This is a genomic window from Streptomyces sp. NPDC026538 (assembly GCF_055567535.1).
On sequence record NZ_JBVHQG010000003.1, the window covers coordinates 56,168 to 81,809 of the forward strand.

The following is a 25,642-nucleotide window of genomic DNA, read 5'->3' on the forward strand; positions in this document are numbered from 1 at the left end:
TCAGAAGGATGGAGTGTCCGAGGACGTCCTGCACGGAAAACGGCCCTGCCCGTCCGCAAGGAACAGGCAGGGCCGTACGACCGGCCTCGGCTACGCGAGCAGCGCCTCGATCGTGCCCTCGTGGGCCTCGCGGAGTTCCGCCAGCGAGAGCTCGAACTCGCCCTGGATCTCCACCGACTCGCCGTCCACGACACCGATACGGGCCACCGGCAGGCCGCGCGCGCCGCACATGTCGTTGAAGCGGACCTCCTCCGAGCGCGGCACCGCGACGATCGCGCGCCCGGCCGACTCGGAGAGGAGGAACGTGAAGGCGTCGAGCCCGTCCGGTACGACCAGACGCGCGCCCTTGCCGCCGAGCAGCGCCGACTCCACGACCGCCTGGATCAGACCGCCGTCGGACAGGTCGTGCGCCGAGTCGATCATGCCGTCGCGGGACGCGGAGATCAGGATCTCGGCCAGGAGGCGCTCGCGCTCCAGGTCGACCTTCGGGGGCAGGCCGCCCAGGTGGTCGTGGACGACCTGGGACCAGGCCGAACCGCCGAACTCCTCGCGGGTGTCACCGAGGAGGTAGAGCAGCTGCCCGTCCTCCTGGAAGGCGACCGGCGTGCGCCGGGCGACGTCGTCGATCACGCCGAGGACGGCGACCACCGGGGTGGGGTGGATGGCCGCCTCGCCGGTCTGGTTGTAGAGGGAGACGTTGCCGCCGGTCACCGGGGTGCCCAGCTGCAGACAGCCGTCCGCCAGACCGCGCACTGCCTCGGCGAACTGCCACATCACCGCCGGGTCCTCCGGCGAACCGAAGTTCAGGCAGTCGGAGACGGCGAGGGGCTTGGCGCCCGTCGTCGCCACGTTCCGGTAGGCCTCGGCCAGCGCCAGCTGCGCGCCCGCGTACGGGTCCAGCTTGGCGAAGCGGCCGTTGCCGTCCGTCGCGATGGCGACCCCGAGGCCGGTCTCCTCGTCCACGCGGATCATGCCGGAGTCCTCCGGCTGGGCGAGGACGGTGTTGCCCTGCACGAAGTGGTCGTACTGCGAGGTGATCCACTTCTTGGAGGCCTGGTTGGGGGAGCCGACCAGCCTCAGGACCTGGTCCTTCAGCTCATCGCCGGTCGCCGGCCGGGGCAGCTTGTTCGCGTCGTCCGCCTGCAGGGTGTCCTGCCAGGACGGGCGGGCGTACGGGCGCTCGTAGACCGGGCCGTCGTGCGCGACCGTGCGCGGGTCGACGTCCACGATCTTCTCGCCGTGCCAGAAGATCTCGAGGCGGTCGCCGTCGGTCACTTCACCGATGACCGTCGCGATGACGTCCCACTTGGCGCAGATCTCCAGGAAGCGGTCGACCTTCGCCGGCTCGACCACCGCGCACATGCGTTCCTGCGACTCGCTCATGAGGATTTCCTCGGGTGAGAGGGTCGAGTCGCGCAGCGGTACGTCGTCGAGGGTGACGGTCATGCCGCCGGAGCCGTTCGACGCCAGTTCGCTGGTGGCGCAGGACAGGCCCGCCGCGCCAAGGTCCTGGATGCCGACGACCAGCTTCTCGGCGAAGGCTTCCAGCGTGCACTCGATCAGGAGCTTCTCCTGGAACGGGTCGCCGACCTGCACCGCCGGACGCTTCGACGGCTTGGCGTCGTCGAAGGTCTCGCTCGCGAGGATCGACGCGCCGCCGATGCCGTCGCCGCCGGTCCTGGCGCCGTACAGGATGACCTGGTTGCCCGCGCCGGAGGCCTTGGCGAGGTGGATGTCCTCGTGCCGCATCACCCCGATGGCACCGGCGTTGACCAGCGGGTTGCCCTGGTAGCAGGCGTCGAAGACGACCTCGCCGCCGATGTTGGGCAGGCCCAGGCAGTTGCCGTAGCCGCCGATGCCGGCGACGACGCCGGGCAGCACCCGCTTGGTGTCGGGGTGGTCGGCGGCGCCGAAGCGCAGCGGGTCGACCACGGCGACCGGGCGGGCGCCCATCGCGATGATGTCGCGGACGATGCCGCCGACACCGGTCGCGGCGCCCTGGTAGGGCTCGACGTACGACGGGTGGTTGTGCGACTCGACCTTGAAGGTGACCGCGTAGCCCTGGCCGACGTCGACGACACCCGCGTTCTCGCCGATGCCCACCAGCAGCGCGTCGCTCTGCGGGGCCTTCTCGCCGAACTGGCGGAGGTGGACCTTGGAGGACTTGTACGAGCAGTGCTCGGACCACATCACCGAGTACATGGCGAGTTCGGCGCCGGTCGGGCGGCGGCCGAGGATCTCCACCACCCGCTCGTACTCGTCCTTCTTCAGGCCGAGTTCGGCCCAGGGCAGCTCGACGTCGGGGGTCGCGGCCGCGTGCTCGACCGTGTCCAGAGGCGTCCGGCTCATGCGTTGACCAGCTTCTTGAGGATCGAGGTGAAGAAGGGCAGACCGTCGGTGCGGCCGCTGCCGATGAGCGGCTCGACGGCGTGCTCCGGGTGCGGCATCAGGCCTACGACGTTCCCGGCCTCGTTGGTGATGCCGGCGATGTCGCGGAGGCTGCCGTTGGGGTTGAGGTCGAGGTAACGGAAGACCACCCGGCCCTCGGCCTCCAGCTTGTCCAGCGTGTACTCGTCGGCGACGTACCGGCCGTCCATGTTCTTCAGCGGAATGTGGATCTCCTGGCCCTCGCGGTAGTCGCTGGTCCAGGCGGTCCCCGCGTTCTCCACCCGCAGCTTCTGGTCGCGGCAGATGAAGTGGAGGTGGTTGTTGCCGAGCATCGCGCCCGGGAGCAGATGGGCCTCGGTGAGGATCTGGAAACCGTTGCAGATACCGAGGACCGGGAGGCCGGCCTTCGCCTGCTCGATGAGGGTCTCCATCACCGGCGAGAAACGGGAGATGGCACCGGCCCGCAGATAGTCGCCGTAGGAGAAACCGCCGGGGAGGACCACCGCGTCGACCTGGTGGAGGTCCTTGTCCTTGTGCCAGAGGGCCACCGGTTCGGCACCCGCGAGCCGGATCGCACGCTGGGTGTCCCGGTCGTCGAGACTTCCCGGGAAAGTGACGACGCCAATACGAGCGGTCACTTGGCCGCCTCCGCGACTTCATCCACCCGAACGGTGAAGTCCTCGATCACCGTGTTGGCGAGGAAGGATTCCGCAAGATCGTGGATGCGGGCGAGCGCGGCCTCGTCGACCGGCCCGTCAACTTCCAGTTCGAATCGCTTTCCCTGACGGACATCGGAGATGCCTTCGAAACCCAGGCGCGGCAGCGCACGCTGGACCGCCTGGCCCTGGGGGTCGAGGATCTCCGGCTTGAGCATGACGTCGACTACGACGCGTGCCACTGGCACTCCCGGTGTTGTGGTGCTGGCTGCTGAGCAGTTACCCGCCGGTGCTCCGACAGGCATCTTCAGACTACCCGCACAAAATTTCTACGCGGGTAGAGTTGTAGGAAACTACGTGAGCCGCATCACGATCGGGTGACAGCGGGGGATCCACGCGAAAAGTTCTGGGAAAGTTCCCCGGGTTCGCCCACGACATCTATTGCGTCCGGGACACGCGGACGGATTTAGTCGGGCTTCACTTTGTATTGCCAGGCACTGTACAAATGAATTGGCAATAGCCGATACTCGGCACGTCATCTCCGCCATCGCGTCATCGTCGATGAGCTGTATAGACGTGCCACACGAAGGGACCGATATTCGTGGCGCAGAAGGTCGTGGTCACTCTCTTTGACGACATCGACGGCTCGGAAGCGGCGGAAACGATCGCCTTCGGACTCGACGGCAAGTCGTACGAGATCGATCTGAATCAAGCCAACGCCAAGGAACTGCGTAAGGCCCTCGAGCCGTACGTGACGGCCGGCCGCAAGCGGTCGAAGTCGGGCAAGGCGTACAAGCAGACGGAGGTCGCCCCCGACCCGGCGGCCGTCCGCGCCTGGGCACAGGCGAACAAGATGGATGTCCCGGCGCGCGGTCGCATCCCGAAGAAGGTCTACGAGGCGTTCAGCGCCGCGCAGTGAGGCGCGGCTCGGGCTGTCCTCAGGGACCGTCACCGGCCCCCGAGGACAGCCGACTTGCGCTACCCCCCTGCTGATCAGCTAATGTCTGGAGCACGCCGAGGGGCACGGCCGAAAGGTCGAAACCCACGGAGTACATGCGGGTGTAGTTCAGTAGTAGAACATCCCCCTTCCAGGGGGAAGGCGCAGTGTGCAATTCCTGTCACCCGCTCTGCACCGCCGGTCCTGGTCATGCTTGTGGATCAGGTAGGCTGGTGCTCGCACCGATCGGTGGGAGCCGGTCGGGAGCAGTGCGGACGTAGCTCAGTTGGTAGAGCGCAACCTTGCCAAGGTTGAGGTCGCGAGTTCGAGCCTCGTCGTCCGCTCCAGCTCGTAGGAGAAACCCCAGTCATATGACTGGGGTTTTTTCGTGTGCCTTCGGTCCCCATCTCGGGCTCTGACATTTGTCATGAGGAGTGATGACACCGCGCACTGCTGCCGGGCCCGGGCCGCGGGGACGCTCGTTCCATGGAAGCCATCGAAGACAAGGAACACGTGATTGAGGTCACAGACCTCCGGCGTGCCTACGGGGGCGGGTTCGAGGCGGTCCGTGGAATCACCTTCTCCGTGGGCCGTGGGGAGATCTTCGCGCTCCTCGGCACCAACGGCGCCGGCAAGACCTCCACGGTCGAGCTGCTGGAGGGCCTCGCACCGCCGACCGGGGGCCGGGTCCGGGTGCTGGGCCACGATCCGCACCGGGAGCGGGCCGCCGTACGGCCGCGCACCGGCGTGATGCTCCAGGAGGGCGGCTTCCCGTCCGAGCTGACCGCCGGCGAGACCGTCCGGATGTGGGCCGGCTGTACGACCGGAGCCCGGCCCTCGGCCGAGGCGCTCGGCCTGGTCGGGCTCGCCGGCAAGGCGGACGTCCGGGTCAAGCAGCTCTCCGGCGGTGAGCGGCGCCGCCTCGACCTGGCGCTCGCGCTGCTCGGCCGGCCCGAGGTGCTGTTCCTGGACGAGCCGACGACCGGCCTCGACGCCGAAGGGCGCCGGGACACCTGGGAGTTGGTGCGATCCCTGCGCGAGGCCGGAACGGCCGTCCTGCTCACCACGCACTACCTGGAAGAGGCCGAGGACCTCGCCGACCGGCTCGCCATCCTGCACGAGGGGCGGATCGCGGCCACCGGAACGCCGGGCGAGGTGACCGCGGACCGGCCCGCACGGATCTCCTTCGAGCTGCCGCTCGGCTACTTCGTGGGCGACCTGCCGCCGCTCGACGCCCTGGGCGTGTGCGGTCACGAGACCGACGGCAGGGCCGTACGGCTGCGGACCCGAGAAGTGCAGCGGACGGCCACCGGAGTGCTGACCTGGGCCCAGCGGGCCGGGGTCGAGCTGGACCGGCTGGAGGTGCGGTCGGCCTCGCTGGAGGAGGCGTTCCTGGGAATCGCGAAGGAGGCGGTCGTATGAGCACGGTGGACCTCGGCGGGCGCCGGGACGCGTTGCCCGCCGCGTCCCGGCGGCGGGCGGCGCTCTCGGCGTCCCGGCGCCGGCTGGGTGCGCTCGGCCGCGCCGAGTTGCTGCTCCTCGGCCGCAATCGCGGTGCGGTGCTCACCGCGCTGCTGGTGCCGCTCGCACTGCCGTTCACTGTGCGGCCCGCCATCGACCAGATCGACCTGAAGACCCAGGGGCTGAACGTCGGCACGCTGATGCTGACCGCGGCGACCGGGTTCTCCTTCCTCTTCGCCGTGTACACGTCCCTGGTGAGCGCGTACGTGGCCCGCCGCGAGGAACTCGTCCTCAAGCGACTGCGCAGCGGCGAGCCGGCCGACGCCGAGATCCTCGCCGGCACCGCGCTGCCCGCCCTCTGTCTGGGGCTGGCCCAGGCGCTGGTGCTCGCCGTCGGCTGCGCGGTGCTCCTCGACGCCGGTGCGCCGAAGGCGCCGTATCTCACCCTGCTCGGGCTGCTTCTGGGCCTGCTGCTCAGCGCCGCGCTCGCCGCGCTCACCTCGGTTGTCACCCGGACCACCGAGAGCGCCCAGGTCACCGCGCTGCCGCTGGTCTTCGTCTCGATGCTGGGCTCGGGCATCGCCGTACCCACCGACGTCCTGCCCGACCGGATCGCCTCGGTCTGTGAACTCCTCCCGCTCTCCCCGGCCGTCCGGCTGGTCCGCGCGGGCTGGACCGGCGAGCTCGGCGCCTACCAGGCGACGGGCACGGTCCTCACCGCGCTGGCCTGGACCGTGGTCGCGGTGTTTGCTGTACGGCGGTGGTTCCGCTGGGAACCCCGGCGCTGAGTGCGAGCGGGCCGGAACGGGACAGAACGGAACGGGACGGGACCGGGGATGAGCGGGGCAGGCGGCTGGTGGCGGGCGAAGACCACGCCCGCCAAGGTCGAGACGTACACGCGCTGGTCGTTCCACTTCTTCGCGGTGATCGAGGTCACCGCGATCGGACTCCCCGTCTTCGGGGAGGCGGGGGCGGCGCTCTCGGGCTGGATGACCGCGATGGTCGTCGTCCACGCGGTGCTCTGCGCGCTGACCGCCTCCCGGGCGCTGGACTGGACGCGGGGCCGCCGGGAGCAGCCGGTGCGGCTGCTGTGGGTGCTCGGCGCGGCCACCTACGTCTTCGCCGTCACCGCCCTGGTACTGCGCGGGCACGGCGGGCCGGGCGACGACACGCACAGCGCGGCGATCACCGTGTTCGTGGGGATCCTGGCGTTCGGGGCCGGCACCACGGCGCTCGGCGTCCGCGACCGGCGGCGGGCGGTGGCGCTGATCGCGGGCTTCGGGGGCGGGGCGGCCGTGGTCTCCGTCCCGCTGGGCGTGCCCGGGATCGCCGCGCTGGTCACGGCGGTCGTGGTGTTCATGGCCGGCGGCGGCCTCGCCGCCACCTCGGGCTTCTCCGTCTGGCTGCTGAACGCCGTCTACGAGCTCGACGAGGCCCGGGAGACCCGCGCCCGGCTCGCCGTCGCCGAGGAACGGCTGCGGTTCGGCCGCGATCTGCACGACGTGCTCGGCCGCAACCTCGCCGTCATCGCCCTCAAGAGCGAACTGGCCGTGCAACTGGCACGCCGCGAACGGCCCGAGGCCGTGGAGCAGATGATCGAGGTGCAGCGGATCGCCCAGGAGTCGCAGCGGGAGGTACGGGCCGTCGTACGGGGCTACCGGGACGCCGACCTCGCGGCCGAACTAGTGGGCGCGCAGGGCGTGTTGGCAGCGGCCGGCATCCACTGCACGGTGACCGGCGACACCGCGGGCCTGCCCGCCGAGGTGCAGTCGGCCCTCGGCTGGGTGGTACGGGAGACGACCACCAATGTCCTGCGGCACGGAGACGCGGGACAGTGCACGGTGGGCCTGCGGGTACTGGAGGGACGCGTGGTGCTGACGGTGGAGAACGACGGGGTCGCCGTGCGGGCCGGCGGCAAGGCCGGGGGTGGCGGGTCCGGGATCGCCGGGCTGCGGGAGCGGCTCGCGGCGGTGGAGGGCACGTTGGAGGCGGGGCCGGTGGGGGCGGACGGGTTCCGGGTGGTGGCTTCGGTGCCGCTGACCGGTCGCACGGCCGATGCGCATGTGAGCGGAGTCACCTCATGACCTCTCCGGTACGGCTGTTGCTCGCCGACGACGAGCACCTGATCCGGGGCGCGCTCGCCGCCCTGCTCGGCCTCGAGGACGACCTCGTCGTGGTCGCGGAGGCGGCCACCGGGCCCGAGGCGCTCGCCATGGCGCGGGCCCATCGGCCCGACGTGGCGGTACTGGATCTGCAGATGCCGGGGGCGGACGGTGTGAAGGTCGCCACATCACTGCGGGCCGAACTGCCCGGCTGCCAGGTGCTGATCGTGACCGGTCACGGCCGCCCCGGGCACCTGAAACGCGCCCTGGCCGCCGGTGTGCGGGGGTTCGTCCCGAAGACGGTCAGCGCGCAGCGGCTCGCGGAGATCATCCGTACCGTGCATGCGGGAAACCGCTACGTCGACCCCGAGTTGGCCGCCGACGCGATCTCCGCCGGCGACTCGCCGCTGACCGCCCGGGAGGCCGAGGTGCTGGAACTGGCGGCCGACGGGGCACCGGTCGCGGAGATCGCCGAGCGGGCCGCGCTGTCGCCGGGAACCGTACGGAACTACCTCTCCTCGGCCGTCACCAAGCTCGGTGCGGAGAACCGTCATACGGCAGTGCGTCTCGCTCGGGAGCGAGGTTGGGTATAGTTGCTCTCGCGCCACGGCGCATGCGGACGTAGCTCAGTTGGTAGAGCGCAACCTTGCCAAGGTTGAGGTCGCGAGTTCGAGCCTCGTCGTCCGCTCCGAAAAAGGCCCCCGGTCTCCACCGGGGGCCTTTCGCGTGGGCCCTGCCGTGCAGGGCCCCCTTGCCTTGGCGCGGTCCTTTGTACGGTCCTTTACGCGGTCCTCTGTGCGGCCCCTCGAGCGGTCAGCTCCAGCTCTGGCCGGTCAGCCGCTCGTACGCCTCGATGTACTTCGCCCGGGTCGCCTCGACCACCCGCTGCGGCAGCGGCGGCGGGGGCTGCTCGCTCTTCCGGTCCCAGCCGGACTCGGCCGAGGTCAGCCAGTCGCGCACGAACTGCTTGTCGAACGACGGCTGGGCCCGGCCCGGCTCCCACTCGTCGGCCGGCCAGAAGCGGGAGGAGTCCGGGGTGAGGACCTCGTCGGCGAGGACCAGGGCGACGTCGCCGTCGGCGCCCTGCTCCAGGCCGAACTCGAACTTGGTGTCGGCCAGGATGATCCCCCGGTCCCGGGCGATGTCCCGGGCCCGCCCGTACACCGCGAGGGTGGCCTGGCGCAGCTGGGCGGCCGTCTCGGCGCCGACCTGCCGGGCGACCTCCTCGTACGACACGTTCTCGTCGTGCTCGCCGACCTCGGCCTTGGTGGCCGGGGTGAAGATCGGGGCGGGCAGCTCGGAGCCGTCGACCAGGCCCTCGGGCAGGGCGAGGCCGCAGACCGTACGGGACTCCTGGTACTCGGCCAGGCCCGAGCCGGTGAGATAGCCGCGCGCCACGCACTCGACCGGGAGCATCTTCAGCGACTTGCAGACCAGGGTGCGGCCCGCCCAGTCGGCGGGGGCGCCCTCGGGCAGCTCGGTGCTGATGACGTGGTTGGGGGCGAGGTCGGCGAGCTTGTCGAACCACCACAGGGAGAGCTGGGTGAGCACCCGGCCCTTGTCGGGGATCTCGGTCGGCAGCACCCAGTCGTACGCGGACAAGCGGTCGCTGGCGACCATCACGAGGTCCCCGGCCGCGTTCTGGTACAGCTCGCGCACCTTGCCGGTGTGCAGATGCACCAGTCCCGGCACCTCGACGGGCTCGGGCTTTTCGACGAATCCGGACACGGTTCCTCCCCGTGGTTCTGTACAGGTGCCCCCGATTCTCCCGTATGCCGGGTTGTCTTCGGACACTGGGTCAGTCCCGTTTGCAGATGCGGTCCAGGAGGTTGGCGGTGGCGCGCTGGACACGGGGGTCGACATGGCCGGGCCGGTCCAGGGCCGGTGACCAGGCGAAGGTCCCGGAGGCGAAGACCAGGGCGCCGGAGGGGGCGCGGTAGAGGGAGGTCTCCTGGTGGCGCAGGGCCCCGTCGGTGTCGGTGTAGGGGGAGTGCGCCAGCAGGATGCGCTCCTCGTGCTCGGGCAGCGCGGTGCGCGGGAAGTAGCGGTCGGCCTCACCGGCCACCAGGCCCGGCAGTTCGTCGCCCTCCTGCGCGCCGGTGGCCTCCCAGAGCCAGTGGCGCGCGTTGCGCACGATCAGGGGACGCGGCTCGGGCACCCGGCCCGCGTACTGGATGCCGACCGTCTGCTGCTCGGGCCGGTCGATCTCGCGCCAGAGCACGGGTTTGCCCGGGCCCTTGCGTTTTCGGCAGGTGAGCAGACGGTCCGCGACCCCGGACGGGGACGGCCCCAACTCCACCTGCCAGTACATGGTGTTGGCGGAGAGGAAGACCAGCGAGGTGCCGCTGTCCCGGGCCAGGTCGACCGTGCGGCGCATCCGCGGGGACCAGTACTCGTCGTGGCCCGGGAAGACCAGGCCCCGGTAGCGGGCCGGGTCGACGCGGCCGGCGTGCAGGTCGCGGGCGTCGGCGTAGGCGAGGTCGTAGCCGTAGCGCTCGGCCCAGCGGATGAAGTCGTAGGCGTGGCCGACGTGCAGGGGCAGGCCCGCGCCCGCGTACGGCCGGTCGAAGGAGACGGTGGTCGCCGCGTCGGCCTCGCCGAGCAGCCGGCCCCGCTCGTCCCAGGCGTGGTAGAGGCTGGCGCCGCTGTGGCCGTCCTCGGGGTAGAGGTTGTAGGCCTGCCAGGTGATGTCCGGCAGCAGCAGGAGCAGGTCGGCCGGGTGGTTGTCGCGGATCGTGAAGGGCACGTGGGAGCGGTAGCCGTCGGCCGTGGTGAGCACGGCGACGTACGCGCCGTTGCTCCAGTACGAGGGGACCTGCAACCGCCAGGACAGCCACCAGTGGTGGCAGGAGACCGTACGGTCGGCGGCCAGCGGCGGCGGCTGCACGATGCCGGACAGCCGCGGGCTGGTGGTGATCTTGGCGGCGCCGTGGCCGCCGTAGTGGCCGATGCGGTAGATGTCGACGCTGAATTCCTGCGGCGGGTCGACGGTGATGTGGAAGTCGACGGCCTCGCCCGGGGAGACCGCGCCGGTCGAGGTGAATCCTTTGATCTGCCGGTGCACGTCGTCCGCCGAGCGGGGGCCGCCCGCACTGCGGGGTGCGGGGATCCGCGGGTTCTCGCCGGTGGGCTGTGGCCGGCTCGGGTCGACGTACCAGGGGACGACATGACCGGTGTCGTCGAAATAGGTCTCGCTGCCGCGCAGCCAGGGGACGGGACCCAGGCCGAAGGGGTCCGTGACGGCGTGCGCGAGTGCTCCCGACTCCCAGCGGCGGATGTGGTCCGATGCCATGGTGGCTCCCCTCCCTCGTGCCCCCGTGAAGTCTGCTGATACGAGTCGTTGTGCGGTGGTGCGGTGAAACGGGGGCTCGTGGCCGAGCTTGTTCTGTTCCGGTCGAGCCTGGACTGTGCCTGGTTCGTTCCTGGTTCTTTCCTGGTTTCGGTCTCGCTCGTGGTGCTGCGTGCGCTGTGACTGTGGCGTCTGTCTTATGTCGGATGCGCTTGCCATTTCACCGAACGGTCCCAGCACATCACATAACGCACGCGTCCGGTCACGGTTCGTTGCGAATTTGCCTGAAGTGGAACAGTTCGCTCCGCTAAAGCGTCGAAACGCCGAGGTCAGACCAGCCGTACGGGCTTCTCGGGACGTATCCCGGACTCGACCAGCCAGGCTCGCAGCGGGGCCGGGTCTCCCTCCTCGATGAGGCTGAGAACTCTGGGCGTCAGGTCGGCGGCCCGCTCGCCGTCGACCAGCAGGGACGGGCCGTCGAGCCAGTCCAGGCCGGGAGTGGCTCCGGCGGTGTCCACGGCCGCGCAGCACACCATCGCCCGGACGTGGTCGGCGAGCAGTTCGCGGGCGGTGCGCGGGGGCTGGAGGGGGACGAGGGGCAGCGCGCAGTCGTCCCAGCGGGCGCTGTCGGGGCCCTGTCCGGCGGCTGCGGGCGTGCCGGGGGGCAGGGGGACGACGGCGGCTTCCTCACGGGCGAGAGCCGCGGTGAGGCCGCCGGCCAGGGCGGCGCTGCGCTCGGTACCGGTGGCTTCCTCGGTGTCCTCGTCGTAGGCCGGGAGCTCCTTGGGCCTGCGGTGGGCGGCCGGGTCGGTCAGGTGGTCCAGGACCCGGGCCAGGGTGGGGCCGCCGGGGTCGGGGGCCGCGGGATCCAGGGTGGCGCGGACACCGAGCGAGTCCAGGACGCGGTGCAGCCGGGCCGCCTCGGTGCGCCAGGTGCGGTCGACGACCTCGTCCGGATACTCCTGCCAGGCCACCGGCGACCAGTCCGGGCCCGGCTCGGCGGGGCCGCCGTGGAACAGGCGGGCGGCGAGCAGCGAGGCGGCCTCGTCCACCAGACCCGGCTCCTCCAGCAGGTCGCAGGCGGGCCGCTCGCCGAGCCGGGAGGCGAAGCCCTCGGCCAGCCGGTCGCGCCGGGACAGCTCGGTGAGCGCCGCGACCACGCCCGCGTCCAGCCGGGACGGCCAGCGGCCCATCCGCCAGGCGGGCAGCGCGACCCGGGTGAGAAGGCGGTCCCAGCCGGCGTAGGCGAGGCCGACCTGCTCCTGGGCGACGATCCGCAGTCCGTAGTCCACGGCCTGGGCGCGCTCGGCGGCCGCGGCGGCGACGCCGCGCTCCATCAGCGCCGCGTGCTCCCGGCAGCCCCGCAGCAGCACCCGGGCCACCCAGCCGAGGCCCGCGCAGACCAGGCGGGTCGCCGGACATCGGCCGGTCGTGGAGGAGACGGCGACCGCCGCGTCCAGCCCGCGCACGAAGCGGCGGGCGGCGGCTATGTCCGGGTGCGCCGAAGGTCCGGTACCGGCGACGACCGGGGCGAGGACCGCACGCAGCTCGCCGACGCGCATCCACCATAGGAACGGGGAGCCGATGACGAGCACGGGGGCAGCCGGCACACGCCGGTGCGGGCCCGGGTTGCCGAGTTCGTCGCCGCCCTTGGGCGCGGGCGGCCCGTGCGCCGGGTGGGTACGGTCCTCCAGCCAGCTGTCGCAGTCCGGGGTGAGCGCTATGGCGGAGGGCACCGGGACGTCGAGGCGGTCGGCGAGGTCGCGCACCATCCGGTACAGGTCCGGGGCGGATGTCTCGGGGATCGGGACCGTCGGGCTCACGGCCGGCCGGGCGCGGGCCACGACCAGGGCGATACCGGCGGCGGCCAGCAGGACGACGACGGCGAGCACGCCGACGATCCAGCGGGCCGTGTCCCAGCCCCGGCCCACGAAATGGCCGGTGGAACCGCCGGACAGCAGGATCACCGTGGCCGCCGCGGGCAGCAGCGCCACGGCCAGGGCCCGGCCGCGGATGCGCAGCACGGCAAGGGCCCGGGTACGCGCTGCCTGCGCTCCCGCCTCCACACCGATACCGGTACTGGTCACGTCCGGACCTCACCCCCTCCCTGCTGTCCTGGCGCCGTCCTGGCTGTTGCTCACTCCCCCACTGTGGCACCCGCCACTGACATCGCAATGCCGGTGGGCCAAGTGCCGGAACGCTTGCGCCGCACCCTAGTTGGGGCCTCGGCCCCCGTCAGCCGGATGGGGCATCGGTCACTCGATGGAATGGCTTTGGTCAGAGGTGATCGACAGACAGCAACGATCAGGCCCCGGATTTTCGGGGTCCGGGGCCTGAACAGGAGTGGTGCACGCTTCGAGCATGCTTCGAGGGCGCTCAGGCCTCGGCCGTCTCGACCGCCTCGGCCGCCGCCTTCGCCGCGATGTCCGTACGGTGCTGGGATCCGTCGAGCCCGATCCGCGCCACGGCCGCATACGCCCGCTCGCGCGCCTGCGTCAGATCCTGACCGGTCGCGGTCACGGAGAGAACGCGGCCACCGGCGCTGACGACCGCGTCGCCGTCCCGCTTCGTCCCCGCGTGCAGGACATAGGCGTGCGGGGCGTCCTCGGCGGCCACCGTGTCGAGACCGGTGATGGGGTCACCGGTGCGCGGGGTGTCCGGGTAGTTGTGGGAGGCGACCACCACGGTGACCGCTGCGTCGTCGCGCCAGCGCAGCGGCGGGAGGCCGTCGAGGGTGCCGTTCGCGGCGGCGAGCAGGACGCCGGCCAGCGGGGTCTTCAGGCGGGCGAGGACCACCTGGGTCTCCGGGTCGCCGAAGCGGGCGTTGAACTCGATGACCCGGACACCGCGCGAGGTGATCGCGAGGCCGGCGTAGAGGAGACCGGAGAACGGCGTGCCGCGCCGCCGCATCTCGTCGACGGTCGGCTGGAGAACGGTCTCCATCACCTCGTCGACCAGCTTGGGGTCGGCCCAGGGCAGCGGGGAGTAAGCCCCCATGCCGCCGGTGTTCGGCCCCTGGTCCCCGTCCAGGGCGCGCTTGAAGTCCTGGGCGGGCTGCAGTGGGAGGACCGTCACACCGTCGGTGATCGCGAAGAGGGAGACCTCGGGGCCGTCGAGGAACTCCTCGATGACGACGCGGTCGCACTCGGCGGCGTGCGCCGTGGCGGCGGCCAGGTCGTCGGTGACGACGACGCCCTTGCCGGCGGCGAGTCCGTCGTCCTTCACGACGTACGGCGCTCCGAAGGCGTCGAGGGCCTCGGCGACCTCGTCGGCGTCTGTGCAAACGTACGAACGGGCGGTGGGCACTCCGGCCGCCGCCATCACGGCCTTGGCGAACGCCTTGGACCCCTCGATCTGCGCGGCCTCCCCGGAGGGGCCGAAGACCGGGATACCCGCCTCGCGGACGGCGTCGGCGACCCCGGCGACCAGCGGGGCCTCCGGGCCCACGACGACGAGGTCGGCGCCGAGCTCCCGGGCCAGGGCGCTGACGGCAGCACCGTCCAGGGCGTCGACCCGGTGCAGCTCGGCGACCTCGCCGATACCGGCGTTGCCGGGGGCGCAGTGCAGCGCGGTGACGTCGGAATCGAGGGACAGAGAGCGGCACAGGGCGTGTTCGCGGGCGCCGCTGCCGATGACGAGGACCTTCACGGGGGCCAGCGTAGCCGGATGCACCGACTGGAGGATCCTCCAAGGGGGCTCGGCTGAGGGATTGGCCGTCTGTCGAAGTGCTCGTGCGCGGGGGCTGCCGCCCCCAAACCCCGCTTCGGCCTGGACGGCCTCGTCCTCGAACGCCGGACGGGCTCATTCAGGCGGCTGGGCGCCGTCGCCCTCCAGCGTCGGATGCGCCGACAAACCCAGGGGCGCGGGGAACCGCGCGGCGCCCACGACGGCCCGCAGCCGGTCACACGGCCGCAGCACCCTCGCGGTCACCCCGCGTCACTCGTTCTGGATCTCCTCCACCACCGTCGCCCCCAGTTCCCGCACGATCAGTTCGTGGCCGGAGAGCGCCGACTCGTCGAGGTCGGGGTCGTCCTCCTCGGGGATGTCGTCCTCGGGGGACACCGGGGGCGGTTCGGGGGCGGCGGGCGGCGCGGTGGGAGCCGATGCCCTCGGGGCGGACGCGGGGGAACCCTGGGGTGTGGACGTCGGCGGCCCGGGCTGGGGCGTCGCCGGGCGGGCCGGGGCCGCCGGGGTGGAGCCGCCGTACCCGGACGACGCCGCGGGTGCGCCGCCGTAACCGCCACCGGGCTGACCGCCGCCGTACCCGGGGCCGGCCGCGGCCGAGCCGCCGCCCGTCGGGTCGACGACGGCCTCGATCCGCCACTGCACGCCGAACTGCTCGGTCAGCGCCTGGCGCAGTACGTCCTCGCTGCCGCTGCTCGCGAAGTTGTCGCGGGCGCCGGCGTTGACGAAGCCGAGCTGGAGGGTGGTGCCGTCGAAACCGGCGACCTGGGCGTTCTGGCTGAGCAGGATCCAGGTGAAGCGGCGGCGGTTCTTGACCGCTTCCAGGATGTTCGGCCACAGGACACGGGGGTCCGGGCCGCCGGTGGGGGCGGAGACGGGTGCGGCGGCGGAGGCTTGGGCAGCCGGCGCCGGGGCGGCCGCGGGGGCGCCTGTGGCCGTACCCGCGGCCGTGGCCGTGGGCCAGCCGCCGGGACGCCGGGCGGCGCCGCCTCCCGCGGGGGCGGCCGTCGGCCAGGCACCGGGCGTGGCGGCAGGAGGAGCCGGTGGGGCGGCCGGCGTGGGGACAGGCGGCTGAGGGGCGGCCGGGGCCGGTGCCGGAGCCTGTGCCGGCGCGGATGCCTGTACCGGCGCGGGTGCGGGTGCCGGCGCCGGCTCGGGCGCTGCTCCCCCTCGTACCGCCGCACGGGCCGCCGCAGGCCCGCCCCCCTGCGGGACCGGAGCAACCGGAGCGGGAACCGCACCCGCCGGAGCTCCTCCGGGCGTCGCCAGGTGTGCCTCGGGTCCGGGGACGTACCCCATCGCGGGCGCGCCGCCGCCGCCCGAGAAGTTGACGCCCCGCTCCAGCCGGTCCAGGCGGGCCATCATGGACCGCTCGTCGCCGTAGGCGGCCGGCAGCAGCACGCGCGCGCAGATCAGCTCCAGCTGGAGGCGGGGGGAGGTGGCGCCACGCATCTCGGTGAGGCCCTCGTTGACGAGGTCGGCGGCGCGGCTGAGCTCGGCGGCGCCGAACGTGCCGGCCTGGGCCTGCATACGCTCCAGAACGTCGGCGGGGGCGTCGAACAGCCCCTTCTCCGCGGCGTCCGGGACGGCGGCGAGGATCACCAGGTCCCGCAGCCGCTCCAGCAGGTCGGCGACGAAGCGGCGGGGGTCGTTGCCGCCCTCGATGATGCGGTCGACGACCTCGAAGGCGGCGGCGCCGTCCCCGGTCGCGAAGGCCTCGACGACGGAGTCGAGCAGGGACCCGTCGGTGTAGCCGAGCAGGGAGGTGGCCATGGCATAGGTCACACCCTCCGCTCCCGCTCCGGCGAGCAGCTGGTCCATGACGGACATGGAGTCACGCACCGAACCGGCGCCGGCGCGGACGACGAGGGGCAGCACGCCCTCCTCGACGGGGATGTCCTCCTTGCCGCACACCTCGCCGAGGTAGTCCCGCAGCGTGCCCGGCGGTACCAGCCGGAAGGGATAGTGATGGGTCCGCGACCGGATGGTCCCGATGACCTTCTCGGGCTCGGTGGTGGCGAAGATGAACTTCAGGTGCTCCGGGGGCTCCTCGACGACCTTGAGCAGGGCGTTGAAGCCGGCCGACGTGACCATGTGGGCCTCGTCGATGATGTAGATCTTGTAGCGGCTGCCCGCGGGCCCGAAGAACGCCTTCTCGCGCAGCTCACGGGCGTCGTCCACACCACCGTGAGAGGCCGCGTCGATCTCGATGACGTCGATGGAACCGGGCCCGTTACGGGCGAGGTCCTGGCATGACTGGCACTCGCCGCAGGGGGTCGGCGTCGGCCCCTTCTCGCAGTTCAGGCAGCGAGCGAGGATCCGTGCGCTGGTCGTCTTCCCGCACCCACGCGGTCCGCTGAACAGGTACGCGTGATTGACCCGGTTGTTCCGCAGCGCCTGCTGCAACGGGCCGGTGACATGCTCCTGCCCGATGACCTCGGCGAACGACTCCGGGCGATAGCGGCGGTACAGCGCGAGAGACGACACGCATACGAGGTTATAGGCGCCCACTGACAACCAGCCCCGTCGGCAAACGCAAGCGCCCCCCACGCACCCGCCAGAGCCAACCTACCCTTGCTGCCTTCCGGCCCTGGGGGAGTTCAGTCAGATAGCGCCGCGTGAGGGGCTCTGCACAGAGTACCCGACGTCAGGGGGTGGGAACGAGTTCGCGAGCACTCCTCTCGGTCATGTAATGTTCCGAGCGGAGGATTCGCCTAGAGGCCTAGGGCGCACGCTTGGAAAGCGTGTTGGGGGCAACCCCTCACGAGTTCGAATCTCGTATCCTCCGCCAGTGCCTCACCGGGCACGATGTCGAAGGGCCCCCTGGAAACAGGGGGCCCTTCGACGTTGTCCTCAGACCTCGTTGTCCTGGTTTTTGTCCACAGCGGGTTTCTCCGGGGCTCCCCAGATGGCTTCGGCGATCTTCCGGGCCACGTCCTTGAGCATGGCGTCCGGCACGTGAAGGTATCGGGCCCGCATGCCCGCGGAGGTGCCCGGCTCCCACCCCATGATCTGATCGATGACCCGGTCCGGGACACCGAGCAGCATGAGCACGGTGGCGGCGGTGTGCCGGGCGTCGTGCAGCCGGCCGTTCCTCACCCCCGCGTCCTCCAGCAGCCGCTTCCAGTCGTGATAGTCCGTGTTCGGGCTCAGCGGTCCACCCAGCGGTTTGGTGAACACGTAGTCCGACTCGGTCCACAGGCTGCCGGCCGCCTTGCGCTCACGCTCCTGCGTCTCGGCATGGGCCCGGAGCATGGCGACCAGCGGGCCCGGCAGAAGCACGGCACGGCGGCCGGCGCGGGATTTAGTGTTCTTGGTCTCGCGACGGACCTGCACCTTGTCCGGGCAGTACCCCGGCTTGCGACCGCAGGGTGAACCCTCCGGGCATCCATGCTCATACCGGGGGCGCAAACGGTTCCGCCGCAGCTTGAGGTACTCGTTGGCCAGGTCGACGTCGGACCAGCGCAGTCCGAGCGTCTCCCCCTGCCTCAGACCGAGCGCCAGCGCCAGCATCCACCGGGCGGTGTTCCGGCGCTTGTTGGCTTCTAGCAGCAGGCACTGCACCTCTTCCACCGAGTACGGCTCCACCTCGGATTCGTCCTCTTCCATCCGGGGCGGCTTCGCCAGCGCGGCGGCGTTCCTGGCCACATAGCCGCGCCGTACCGCCTCCCCCAGCGCAGTGCGAGCGGTGCGGTGAGCCTGGTGAGCCGTTCCCGCCTTGCGCGCTCCATTCGCCTGCATACGGCCGTACAGACTCTCCAGATGCTCGGGCTGCAAGCGGTCAAGACGGTGCTTGCCGATGCCCGGCACGAGGTGCACCCGGACAGCGACCTCGTAGCCGTCGTAGGTGTTCTCGCTGACGGTCGGCTTGGCGATGTCCTCAACCCAGTGTTGAAGCCATTTCTCAACGGTCCACGCCCTGCCCGGCTGCTGTGCCGAACCCCCGTCGCGCTGCTTCTCCAGCTTCTTGACTTCCTCAACCAGGTCCTCGCGCGTCTTGCGCGTCAGGTGCCGCCGGTAGGGCTCCCCGTTGTCCTTGTAGCCCATCGGGACTCGCGCGTGCCACCGGCTGTCCGCGCCCAGGTAGATGGCGGATTCACCGTTGGCGCGGCGGGTGCCCTTCTTCTTTTCTGCCACAGGCGGACTCCTGCTTCTTGATCTCGGGATTGGAAACCGGGGCGGCGGACTGCCCGACCGGCAGTGCCGCCACCCCAGGCGCCCTCAAGCGACGCGGTAGGTGGTGCGGAGGCGAGCGACGTACGCGGCCGGTGCGTCGGCGGGGACGCGACGGAGCCGGCCGACGGGTACGGACTCCAGCTCTCCGGAGCGGATGAGCGCGTAACAGGTGGTCCTGCCGATACGGAGGCGCCGGGCAGCCTCTTCGACCGTCAGGAGCACGAGGGTGGAGTCCATGACATCGGCGACCTGGACCGTGTCCATGTGGATGACGCTCCTTCGTCTCGCGTGGTGGGAGTTGGGAGCGGGGCCCTTCCGGACCCCCTTCTGAGGGGCGCTACTTCCGCTACCGCCGCTACCGCGCAGGTCAGGGGCCTGTTCGGGGTAGCGGTAAGGGGTAGCGGTAGCGGATGGGTAGCGGGACGGTAGCGGCAACTCGGGGTGGTTGCCGCTACCGCGTTGTTGCTGGTCAGGTCAGGTTTTCGGTGCCGGGTAGCGGAGGTAGCGGACTTTCCGGGGGTGGGGGGCAGTAGCGGGCCCACGCGTCCCACAGATCGGCGGCGTGATAGCCCTTGAGGACGCTCCCGGCGGTCTTGATGTTGCGGGAGGCGATCGGCTCGTTGTCCGCCGTCATGTACTCGGCGAGCATCCGCGACAACCTGCGGTTGTCGAGCGGCTTGCCGTGCAGATCGGCCCACGGCGCGTCGTCCAGGGCGTTGAGCCGGTCCAGGATGGCCACGGTGGGCAGGCGGTCGATACCGACCATGACGTGGTCGCGCAGGTCGGCGAGCAGCCGGATCCCGAGACTGCCTTTGTCGTTGGCCTTGGACGCGGTCACCAGCGCCACACACGCGGCACGGGCCCGCTCCGGCCACTCCCCGCCGACCGCGTCCGCGATGGCCAACAGGGGCTCCCACACGTCCGCAGGCCGGTCGGTGACCCCGTCCGGCATGTCGGGCCAGGCGCCCATCACGAACCCGCGGGCGCGTTCGGCCCATTGGGCGAGCCGGTCACGGAGCTTGTGCCCTTCCCCTTCGTGGACGCGGGCCCGGAAGGCTTCCACGCGTTCGTTGCGGGCCCGGCGACGCATCCGGATGATGACCGACCGGGTCATGATCGTGTCCGGGAGTGAGCCGAGTCCGGCGACCGCGACCGCGCAGTACGACGGGAAGGCCTGAACGGTCTGGTTCCCGCCGTCACCGATGCACCGGTAGGTGACCCCGGTGCGCCGGTGCCCGGCGTTCAGGAACCCCCGCAGCTCCTCGTTCTCCCCCGCCTTCGGCCCGAACACCGTATCGATCTCGTCAAAGAGGATCGTCGGCCGGCCGGACGGGTTGGACACGGAGCGGAACAGGGCGGCGGCGGACGCGTTGACCGCCGTCATCGGTGAAGGCACGAGGGTTTCCACGATCTCCAGCGCCCTGGACTTCCCCGACCCCGGCTCCGGGGACAGGAAAGCCAGGCGGGGCGTGGAGTCGAAGCAGTCGAGCAGATGGGCATGCGCGTCCCACAGCGCGACGGCGACGTAGGCGGCCTCGGTCGGGAAGACGTTGAAGCGGCGGTGGAAGGCCTCCACCTCGTTGAGCAGCGTGGCGCCGTCGATGACGTCGGTCATGCGGCGGCCCTCCCTTCGGTGAGCGAGGCGGCGGCCCCGGTGCACTCCTTGGCCCGGTGGTACTCGTAGTCAGCGATCAGCGCGGCGACGTCGGCGGCGCCTGTCGCGGTGGCGGTGAGGCCGCACGCGCAGGCGTAGGCGGCGGTGGGGGTGTCGCCGTAGCGCTTGGACCAGCGGGCGCCGTCGTAGGGGTGGCGGTAGACCGGCGGCGCGTAGATCCGGATGCCGGGCCGCTCCGGCGTCGGATCCGGGAAGGTGCCCCCGTGCGGGTCAGGGCTTGTTCGGACGCCCTTGCGGGCGGCGCCTTCCGGCTCGCCCACGGCCGCCGTGTCCACAGGCTGTGGAGCGGCGTGCGGGCGGTCCGGGGTGGTGGTGATGCTCTTCAGGAGGGGGCGGGTTCGGGGGCTCATGCCGCCTCCCTGCGACCGGTGTTGTGGGTGATGGACCAGTCCAGGGCGCTGCGCAGGGTCGACCGGCACTCGGCGGCGGACAGGCCGGCCGCCTGCCCCGCCTCCTGAAGAGCCTGCTCGACCACGTGCCGGGGGAGGTCGCCCCACGCGACGAAGCGCCCCAGAGCGCGCGCCGCCCGGAACAACGAGCCTTCCCGCGAACCCTGTTGGGCCGCCGCGACGGTCCGCGTCTCGTTGGCGAGCGCTACATCCACATATCCCCTTGATTGCCCCGCTACGGCCATCAAGGGGGCCTGCGCGGGCTTGGGGGCGGGTTGCAGGATGGTTTGGAGCCAGACCGGCAGAGGGGCCGCCACGGGGGCGCACAGGGCTTCGTAGGCTCCGGTGGGGGTGGTGGAGCCGGCAGCGACGACGTACCCGCCCCATGCCCGTGTGTCGACCGAAGGGGCCACGGTCCGAGCGGTGTTGGCGAGCCGGATCCCGGTGGGGGCGGTGAAGTACAGGTGCTCCCCGCCGCTCGCGGTCCGGACCCGGTAGGTGTCGGGGACGGCGTGCCCGGCGCGCTCGCAGAGCGCTCCGAAGGTTGTCGCGCCGTCAGGCGCGTCCGCACTGCCCTTGTCCTTGGGCACGTCCAGGTCGACCACGAGCAGCCCGGAGGGGCCGCACGCGATACCGACGTTGAACGGGGCCCGCGACCACGCGGCGCGGATGCGGTCCGGGTCGGTCGTGGCGCGCTGCTCCCACTTCCGGTGTCCGGCCGTGCACTCCCCGGTGCCGGGGCATGCCCGCTCGCCGTGCAGGGCGGGCGGCTTGGCTCCGGGACGCAGGGGGAAGACATGCCAGCCGCGGCCGGCCGCGTCCAGAGCGGCCGCCATCAGGTTTTCGCTCATGCCGTGCCCCCGTTCGTCCACAGGTGGTGCAGGCGGGCGGTGTAGGCGTCCACGGCCGTGTCGAACGCGGTGGGGTCGTCGCTGTCGAGGGCGGCGAGCATCGCGGCTGCCTCCGAGCGCGGTCCGGGGTTCGGGACGTCGCGCAGTGCCCGCTTGAGGTCGTTGAGCAGGTAGCGGGTGAGGTGCTTGTCCAGCTCGAAACGGTGCTCGGTCAGGACGTAGGGCCCGGTGACCGTGAGCAGGGCAAGGACGGTGCTGCCGTCCGGGCGCGGCTCGGTCCGGTAGTGCACCGCCGTTAAGGGCGTGTGGACCGCTCGCGGGTTGTGGGTGGGTTGCGTCATCCTGGATGTCTCCAGTTCCTTGGTTGGTCCTGGTGGGACAAGGGCGGCCCCGTGATCTTTGGCGAGATGAGGGGGGCCGCCCTTGGCGCAGCTACGGCCGTCGGGTCAGGCGGCGGGCGACGGCGTCCAACTTCGCGGTCAGGTCGGCGGCCGGGGTGGCGCTGAACGAGTGCAGGGCGACGGTGGCGGCGATGATGACGTCACACAGTTCGTCGGCGACGTCCGCCGTGGTGTGGGTGATGTTCTTGCGGGGGTTATGGCCGGTCATGCCGATGTAGGCGGCGGATGCCTCACCGGCCTCTTCGGTGACCTTGATCAGGCGCATGGCGGTCTCGTGCTCGCCGTGCCCGTTGACGTGGTTCAGGGCGGCGGCGATGCGGGCCGCGACGGGGAAGAGCGTGGCGCTCACGTCAGTTGTCTCCTCAACTCGTGTGCTGGTTGGTGGTGCGGGCGGACAGGCCGTACGTCTTGCTGCTGCTGTGGTGCTGGCTCACCGGGGCCCGGTAGTGGTGGTGGGTTTCGGTGTGCACGCCCCTGAGCGACCGCAGTGCGGTGCCGATCGCGGCGAAGACGCCGGCGACGGCGGCGATGGGCAGGGTGACGAACAGAACGCTGGTGAGGGAGACGGCGGCGAACCCCTGGCAGGCGAGCCAGACGCCGCAGCCGACGCCCACGAATGCGGCTCCGACGCCGATGCCGGCCACCGCGGTTCCGGCGGCCCACGCGGGCACGATCCGCCGGTCCGGCTGGAGTACCGGGGGCGTGTCGCCGTACGCGGGAAGTGGCGAGTCGTCGCGGTAGGAGGTCGGCATGTCGGGGGCGGGCTTGTAGGCGTCGGCGATGATCCGGCGCGCTTCGGCGGCGGCGACGTCGTCGCTCATCCGGACGCCCGGCGGGGGCGTCTGGGGGGTGGTGTTGGGGTACATGCGGAATCCCTTTCAGTGCAGATCGGGGGAGGCAGGGACACCCCCTGCCGGGGGCGCTGAGAGGGGGGTTTGAGGGCGCTGAGCTGGGCGCCTCCCCGCCTCCCTGAAACGATGTTTTCGCTGATCAACGTGGGGGAGGCGGGTTGGGGAGGCGGTTGGGGAGTTCTCCCCGCCTCCCCGAACACGGGGTGGTTGCCTCCCCGCTACTCGGAAGTGGAAGCGGAACCCGTCTCGTCGCGGTTGGCGATGGCCCGAAGGACGTGATCGCGGTGGACGGACATGCGCCCGTGGGACTTGCGGGGCTCCTCGCCGAAGGCCTCCATCGCGTCCTTGAGGTCGCTGAACGTCCACGCCCCGTAGGCGTCCTCACTGAGCACGGCGAGCCGCTTGAGAACGTCCTGGGTGAGCAGGCGCGGCGCGTCCCCGAGGACGGTGAGAATGTCGGCGAGGGCGTCGCGCTCCTCGGTGCGGTCGACCGCGCGCAGGGTGGTGATGCCGGCGCGCAGGGCCTTGGCTCGCTCGCAGATGGCCTTGGCGTCGTCGTCGTTGATGTAGTGCGTGCGCACCGTGATGGACGCCTGGCCGGCCGGGACCGTGATCCCGTCCGAGGCGACCACCAGCGTTCCCTTGTCCAGTCCCTGCCGGAGCAGGTGCGGGGCGGCGCCGCCGTCAACGGCCTTGTCCCCCAGCGCCATACGGGCCTGCGACTCCGTGCCCAGCGCGAGTGAGGCACGGGTGTGGGCACCCTCGCGCACGAGCTTGGGAAGGTTCTGGTCGGTGGGGTCCTGGGTGCCCTGCCACATCAGGACGTCCACCGCGCGGCCCTGGTTGTGGATCCGGCGGACCGCCATGAAGTACCGGCTGGTGGCTTTGGAGCCGCCGTAGGGGTTCTTCTGGTCGTCCTTGACCGGGCACATGAACGCGACCTGCGCTTCGTCCACGATGACCACCAGCGGACTGAACTGCGCTTTCGGGTCCTGCTGCCGGACCGTGATCCGCCGGTTCATCTCCTCCAGCGCGTCTTCCACCATCCACGTGGCGTCGACCACGTCGTCATCGGTAGGGCCCTGGATCAGAACGCTCGCGAGACCGTCGAACATGCCCCAGTCCCCGACGCCCTTGAGGTCGGCGATCCGGAACTCCACCGCGCGATCGAGCGCCGCCCACAGGGCGAGCGCGCGCAGGGAGGCGGTCTTGCCCTGGTTGGACAGGCCGGTGACCAGGAGGTGACGCTGGAACAGGCTCAGCGCCGCGGCGTCGCCGCGCAGGTCCTGACCCCACGGAGCACGGCCCTTCTTGTAGTCGGCGGTCAAGGTCTCGTCGGTGGCCAGCGGAGACGGACCGATCGGCTCATCCAGCGCCCCCGAGTCGGCGATCCACAGCCGGACCGTGCGCGCGGCCACGGGGAGCATGATGAACACCTCGTGCTCATGCCGAGTCAGGTTCTCCGCAAGCTTCCGGCGCCGGTTCTGCACCTCGATCGTGGACACCCCAGAAGGAAGCGTGACATCAACCTCGACGCCGCATCCGGCGATCCGGATCGGTCCGAGCATCGCGGCGCCAGCGTCACCCATCTCCTTGATGGCGTTGCGCAGGGCCGGTACTCCGAGGTCGCGCAGGGCCTTGACCACGATCGACGGGGTGATCGGCTCACCCTCGCTCGATCGCTGCTGCTCCGGCATGGACCACGACGGCGCCGCCTTCTGGTGCGCGCCCACCGACCACAAGGCGAGCAGGACGAGGAACGGGCCGATCGTGACCGCGGGGCCCCACACGACCTGAACGATGGTGATCATCAGGTTGATGAACTTGATGACCGCCATCAGCGGCGTGACCACCTCGGTCACGTCCTTCGTGGCGATGGCCATGCACACCCCGAGCGCGACCAGTAACCCAACCCCGGTGCCGGCGGAGACGGCGGCGCCCTTGGCCGCTTCGACCGGGGAGTGCAGGAGGTCCATGCGGCGGCGGTGGCGTGCCTCCCGGAAGTGCTGGCCGCGCTCTTCCCACTCGCGGGCCTCTTCCAGGTTCCCCGCCGCTTCCGCGGCGCGCATGAGCCGCTCGTAACGGGCGGGGGTGCGGGCCTCCCACGCGCGGCGGGTGACGATGCGGGTGCCGCCGTAGACGTAGAGGGCGTGCCGGGCCGCCGCACGGGCCGACGTCTTCGTGACGTCGTGCGTCACGGCCGTACGGATCGCGCGCCCGGAGCGGATCCACAACGGCAGCCGCGGGGCGGGTGCCGGGTCGGGGACGACCGTGAGGACGGTCGGGGCGTTCGGACCGGTGGGCGGGTCGGTGGGCGGGTCGGTGGGCTTGTGGAGGTTGATGACGTTCTCGGTCATGCTGGAACTTCTCCTGACTGCCCCAGGCATGGGGCGGAATGAGTGGGAGAGCACGGGGCCGCCGTGTCCGGCCAAAGAGGCGGCGGCCCCGGTGTTGCGGCTGGTCACCACCAGCCAGACGACGACTTGTTCTTGGCCTTGGCCTGCGCGTACTCGCTGACGATCCGCTGGCGCTCGCCGTACAGGGCGGTGAGTTCGGCGTTCAGCCGGTTCTCGACCGAGGATCCGATGGAGTCCATGCGAGTCTCGGCGCGGCCGGTGCTGCGGCCCTGGTGGATGCTGCGGGCGCCGCCGGCCATCGCACGGAACATGTCCCGGCGCTCGCGGCCGGTTAGCGGCCACCACTCACCCCGGCGGACCGCTTCCAGCTTCTTCTGGGTCTTGGTGATCTCGCGGTCCACGCGGCGGGTGTCGGGCTTGCCCAT

23 protein-coding genes, 4 tRNA genes and 1 other RNA gene are annotated in these 25,642 nt (G+C 71.3%); 9 read left to right on the forward strand and 19 right to left on the reverse strand.

Going from position 1 to position 25,642, the window contains the following annotated elements; all coding sequences use genetic code 11:
• Positions 1–90 precede the first annotated feature (90 nt).
• From purL to purS, 3 genes are read right to left on the reverse strand one after another with little or no spacing between them, the layout of a single operon-like run.
• Positions 91–2,349 carry a phosphoribosylformylglycinamidine synthase subunit PurL gene (gene purL, locus ACZ4N4_RS13335; RefSeq protein ID WP_453568195.1) on the reverse strand — a complete coding sequence of 753 codons (2,259 nt, stop codon included), beginning with the start codon at positions 2,347–2,349 and terminating at the stop codon, positions 91–93.
• Complete coding sequence (gene purQ / locus ACZ4N4_RS13340; protein WP_453568197.1) at positions 2,346–3,026, reverse strand: phosphoribosylformylglycinamidine synthase subunit PurQ; 681 nt, start codon at positions 3,024–3,026, stop codon at positions 2,346–2,348. Before purQ ends, purL begins: the two co-directional genes overlap by 4 nt.
• Positions 3,023–3,286, reverse strand: a complete 264-nt coding sequence (purS, locus tag ACZ4N4_RS13345; RefSeq protein WP_093501106.1) for a phosphoribosylformylglycinamidine synthase subunit PurS — start codon at positions 3,284–3,286, stop codon at positions 3,023–3,025. Before purS ends, purQ begins: the two co-directional genes overlap by 4 nt.
• Positions 3,287–3,645: 359 nt before the next feature.
• Between purS and ACZ4N4_RS13350 the strand changes: the two genes are divergently transcribed.
• From ACZ4N4_RS13350 to ACZ4N4_RS13385, 8 genes are all read left to right on the forward strand, one after another.
• The gene (locus ACZ4N4_RS13350; protein WP_351695523.1) at positions 3,646–3,963 is read left to right on the forward strand and encodes a histone-like nucleoid-structuring protein Lsr2; all 318 of its coding nucleotides are present in this window, start codon (positions 3,646–3,648) and stop codon (positions 3,961–3,963) included.
• Between the two features lie 136 nt (positions 3,964–4,099).
• Positions 4,100–4,171, forward strand: a tRNA-Gly gene (locus ACZ4N4_RS13355).
• Positions 4,172–4,252: 81 nt separating this feature from the next.
• Positions 4,253–4,328 (forward strand) — tRNA-Gly (locus ACZ4N4_RS13360).
• 139 nt (positions 4,329–4,467) lie between these two features.
• Positions 4,468–5,403, forward strand: a complete 936-nt coding sequence (locus ACZ4N4_RS13365; RefSeq protein WP_467587817.1) for an ABC transporter ATP-binding protein — start codon at positions 4,468–4,470, stop codon at positions 5,401–5,403.
• A complete protein-coding gene (locus ACZ4N4_RS13370) occupies positions 5,400–6,230 on the forward strand; it encodes an ABC transporter permease (RefSeq protein ID WP_467587820.1) in 831 nt (276 codons plus the stop codon). Before ACZ4N4_RS13365 ends, ACZ4N4_RS13370 begins: the two co-directional genes overlap by 4 nt.
• 48 nt (positions 6,231–6,278) lie before the next feature.
• Entirely contained in the window at positions 6,279–7,526 is a 1,248-nt protein-coding gene (locus ACZ4N4_RS13375; RefSeq protein WP_467587823.1) for a sensor histidine kinase, read from the forward strand.
• Positions 7,523–8,137 (forward strand): response regulator transcription factor, encoded by a 615-nt coding sequence (locus tag ACZ4N4_RS13380; protein WP_351744512.1) that lies wholly within the window; start codon positions 7,523–7,525, stop codon positions 8,135–8,137. The genes ACZ4N4_RS13375 and ACZ4N4_RS13380 overlap by 4 nt, the downstream gene beginning before the upstream one ends.
• Before the next feature lie 22 nt (positions 8,138–8,159).
• Positions 8,160–8,232: transfer RNA gene (locus ACZ4N4_RS13385), tRNA-Gly, on the forward strand.
• Between the two features lie 125 nt (positions 8,233–8,357).
• Here the strand turns inward: ACZ4N4_RS13385 and ACZ4N4_RS13390 are convergent.
• From ACZ4N4_RS13390 to ffs, 6 genes are all read right to left on the reverse strand, one after another.
• Positions 8,358–9,272, reverse strand: a complete 915-nt coding sequence (locus ACZ4N4_RS13390) for a phosphoribosylaminoimidazolesuccinocarboxamide synthase (protein WP_453568207.1) — start codon at positions 9,270–9,272, stop codon at positions 8,358–8,360.
• Positions 9,273–9,342: 70 nt separating this feature from the next.
• Entirely contained in the window at positions 9,343–10,836 is a 1,494-nt protein-coding gene (locus ACZ4N4_RS13395; RefSeq protein ID WP_453568208.1) for a N,N-dimethylformamidase beta subunit family domain-containing protein, read from the reverse strand.
• A gap of 326 nt (positions 10,837–11,162) precedes the next feature.
• The gene (locus ACZ4N4_RS13400) at positions 11,163–12,920 is read right to left on the reverse strand and encodes a hypothetical protein (RefSeq protein WP_467587828.1); all 1,758 of its coding nucleotides are present in this window, start codon (positions 12,918–12,920) and stop codon (positions 11,163–11,165) included.
• Between the two features lie 289 nt (positions 12,921–13,209).
• Positions 13,210–14,481, reverse strand: coding sequence for a phosphoribosylamine--glycine ligase (purD, locus tag ACZ4N4_RS13405; RefSeq protein ID WP_467587831.1), 1,272 nt, complete (start codon positions 14,479–14,481; stop codon positions 13,210–13,212).
• A gap of 288 nt (positions 14,482–14,769) precedes the next feature.
• On the reverse strand, positions 14,770–17,004 hold the full coding sequence (locus ACZ4N4_RS13410; RefSeq protein WP_467587833.1) for a DNA polymerase III subunit gamma and tau: 2,235 nt from the start codon (positions 17,002–17,004) through the stop codon (positions 14,770–14,772).
• Between the two features lie 45 nt (positions 17,005–17,049).
• An RNA gene (gene ffs, locus ACZ4N4_RS13415) (signal recognition particle sRNA small type) lies at positions 17,050–17,148 on the reverse strand.
• Between the two features lie 72 nt (positions 17,149–17,220).
• Between ffs and ACZ4N4_RS13420 the strand changes: the two genes are divergently transcribed.
• Positions 17,221–17,308, forward strand: a tRNA-Ser gene (locus ACZ4N4_RS13420).
• Between the two features lie 62 nt (positions 17,309–17,370).
• Here ACZ4N4_RS13420 and ACZ4N4_RS13425 read toward each other — a convergent pair.
• The 10 genes from ACZ4N4_RS13425 to ACZ4N4_RS13470 form a co-directional block, all read right to left on the reverse strand.
• Positions 17,371–18,654, reverse strand: coding sequence for a tyrosine-type recombinase/integrase (locus tag ACZ4N4_RS13425; RefSeq protein WP_467587836.1), 1,284 nt, complete (start codon positions 18,652–18,654; stop codon positions 17,371–17,373).
• Between the two features lie 84 nt (positions 18,655–18,738).
• A complete protein-coding gene (locus tag ACZ4N4_RS13430) occupies positions 18,739–18,957 on the reverse strand; it encodes an excisionase family DNA-binding protein (protein ID WP_467587838.1) in 219 nt (72 codons plus the stop codon).
• A 205-nt stretch (positions 18,958–19,162) separates the two neighbouring features.
• Entirely contained in the window at positions 19,163–20,308 is a 1,146-nt protein-coding gene (locus ACZ4N4_RS13435; protein WP_467587841.1) for a DUF3631 domain-containing protein, read from the reverse strand.
• Complete coding sequence (locus tag ACZ4N4_RS13440; RefSeq protein WP_467587843.1) at positions 20,305–20,718, reverse strand: hypothetical protein; 414 nt, start codon at positions 20,716–20,718, stop codon at positions 20,305–20,307. Before ACZ4N4_RS13440 ends, ACZ4N4_RS13435 begins: the two co-directional genes overlap by 4 nt.
• Positions 20,715–21,608, reverse strand: a complete 894-nt coding sequence (locus ACZ4N4_RS13445) for a bifunctional DNA primase/polymerase (RefSeq protein ID WP_467587846.1) — start codon at positions 21,606–21,608, stop codon at positions 20,715–20,717. The genes ACZ4N4_RS13440 and ACZ4N4_RS13445 overlap by 4 nt, the downstream gene beginning before the upstream one ends.
• Positions 21,605–21,949 carry a hypothetical protein gene (locus ACZ4N4_RS13450; protein ID WP_467587849.1) on the reverse strand — a complete coding sequence of 115 codons (345 nt, stop codon included), beginning with the start codon at positions 21,947–21,949 and terminating at the stop codon, positions 21,605–21,607. Before ACZ4N4_RS13450 ends, ACZ4N4_RS13445 begins: the two co-directional genes overlap by 4 nt.
• Before the next feature lie 91 nt (positions 21,950–22,040).
• A complete protein-coding gene (locus ACZ4N4_RS13455) occupies positions 22,041–22,358 on the reverse strand; it encodes a MazG-like family protein (RefSeq protein WP_467587852.1) in 318 nt (105 codons plus the stop codon).
• Positions 22,359–22,371: 13 nt separating this feature from the next.
• A complete protein-coding gene (locus ACZ4N4_RS13460; RefSeq protein ID WP_467587854.1) occupies positions 22,372–22,875 on the reverse strand; it encodes a hypothetical protein in 504 nt (167 codons plus the stop codon).
• A gap of 203 nt (positions 22,876–23,078) precedes the next feature.
• Complete coding sequence (locus tag ACZ4N4_RS13465) at positions 23,079–25,217, reverse strand: ATP-binding protein (protein WP_467587857.1); 2,139 nt, start codon at positions 25,215–25,217, stop codon at positions 23,079–23,081.
• A 104-nt stretch (positions 25,218–25,321) separates the two neighbouring features.
• A complete protein-coding gene (locus ACZ4N4_RS13470; protein ID WP_467587860.1) occupies positions 25,322–25,642 on the reverse strand; it encodes a hypothetical protein in 321 nt (106 codons plus the stop codon).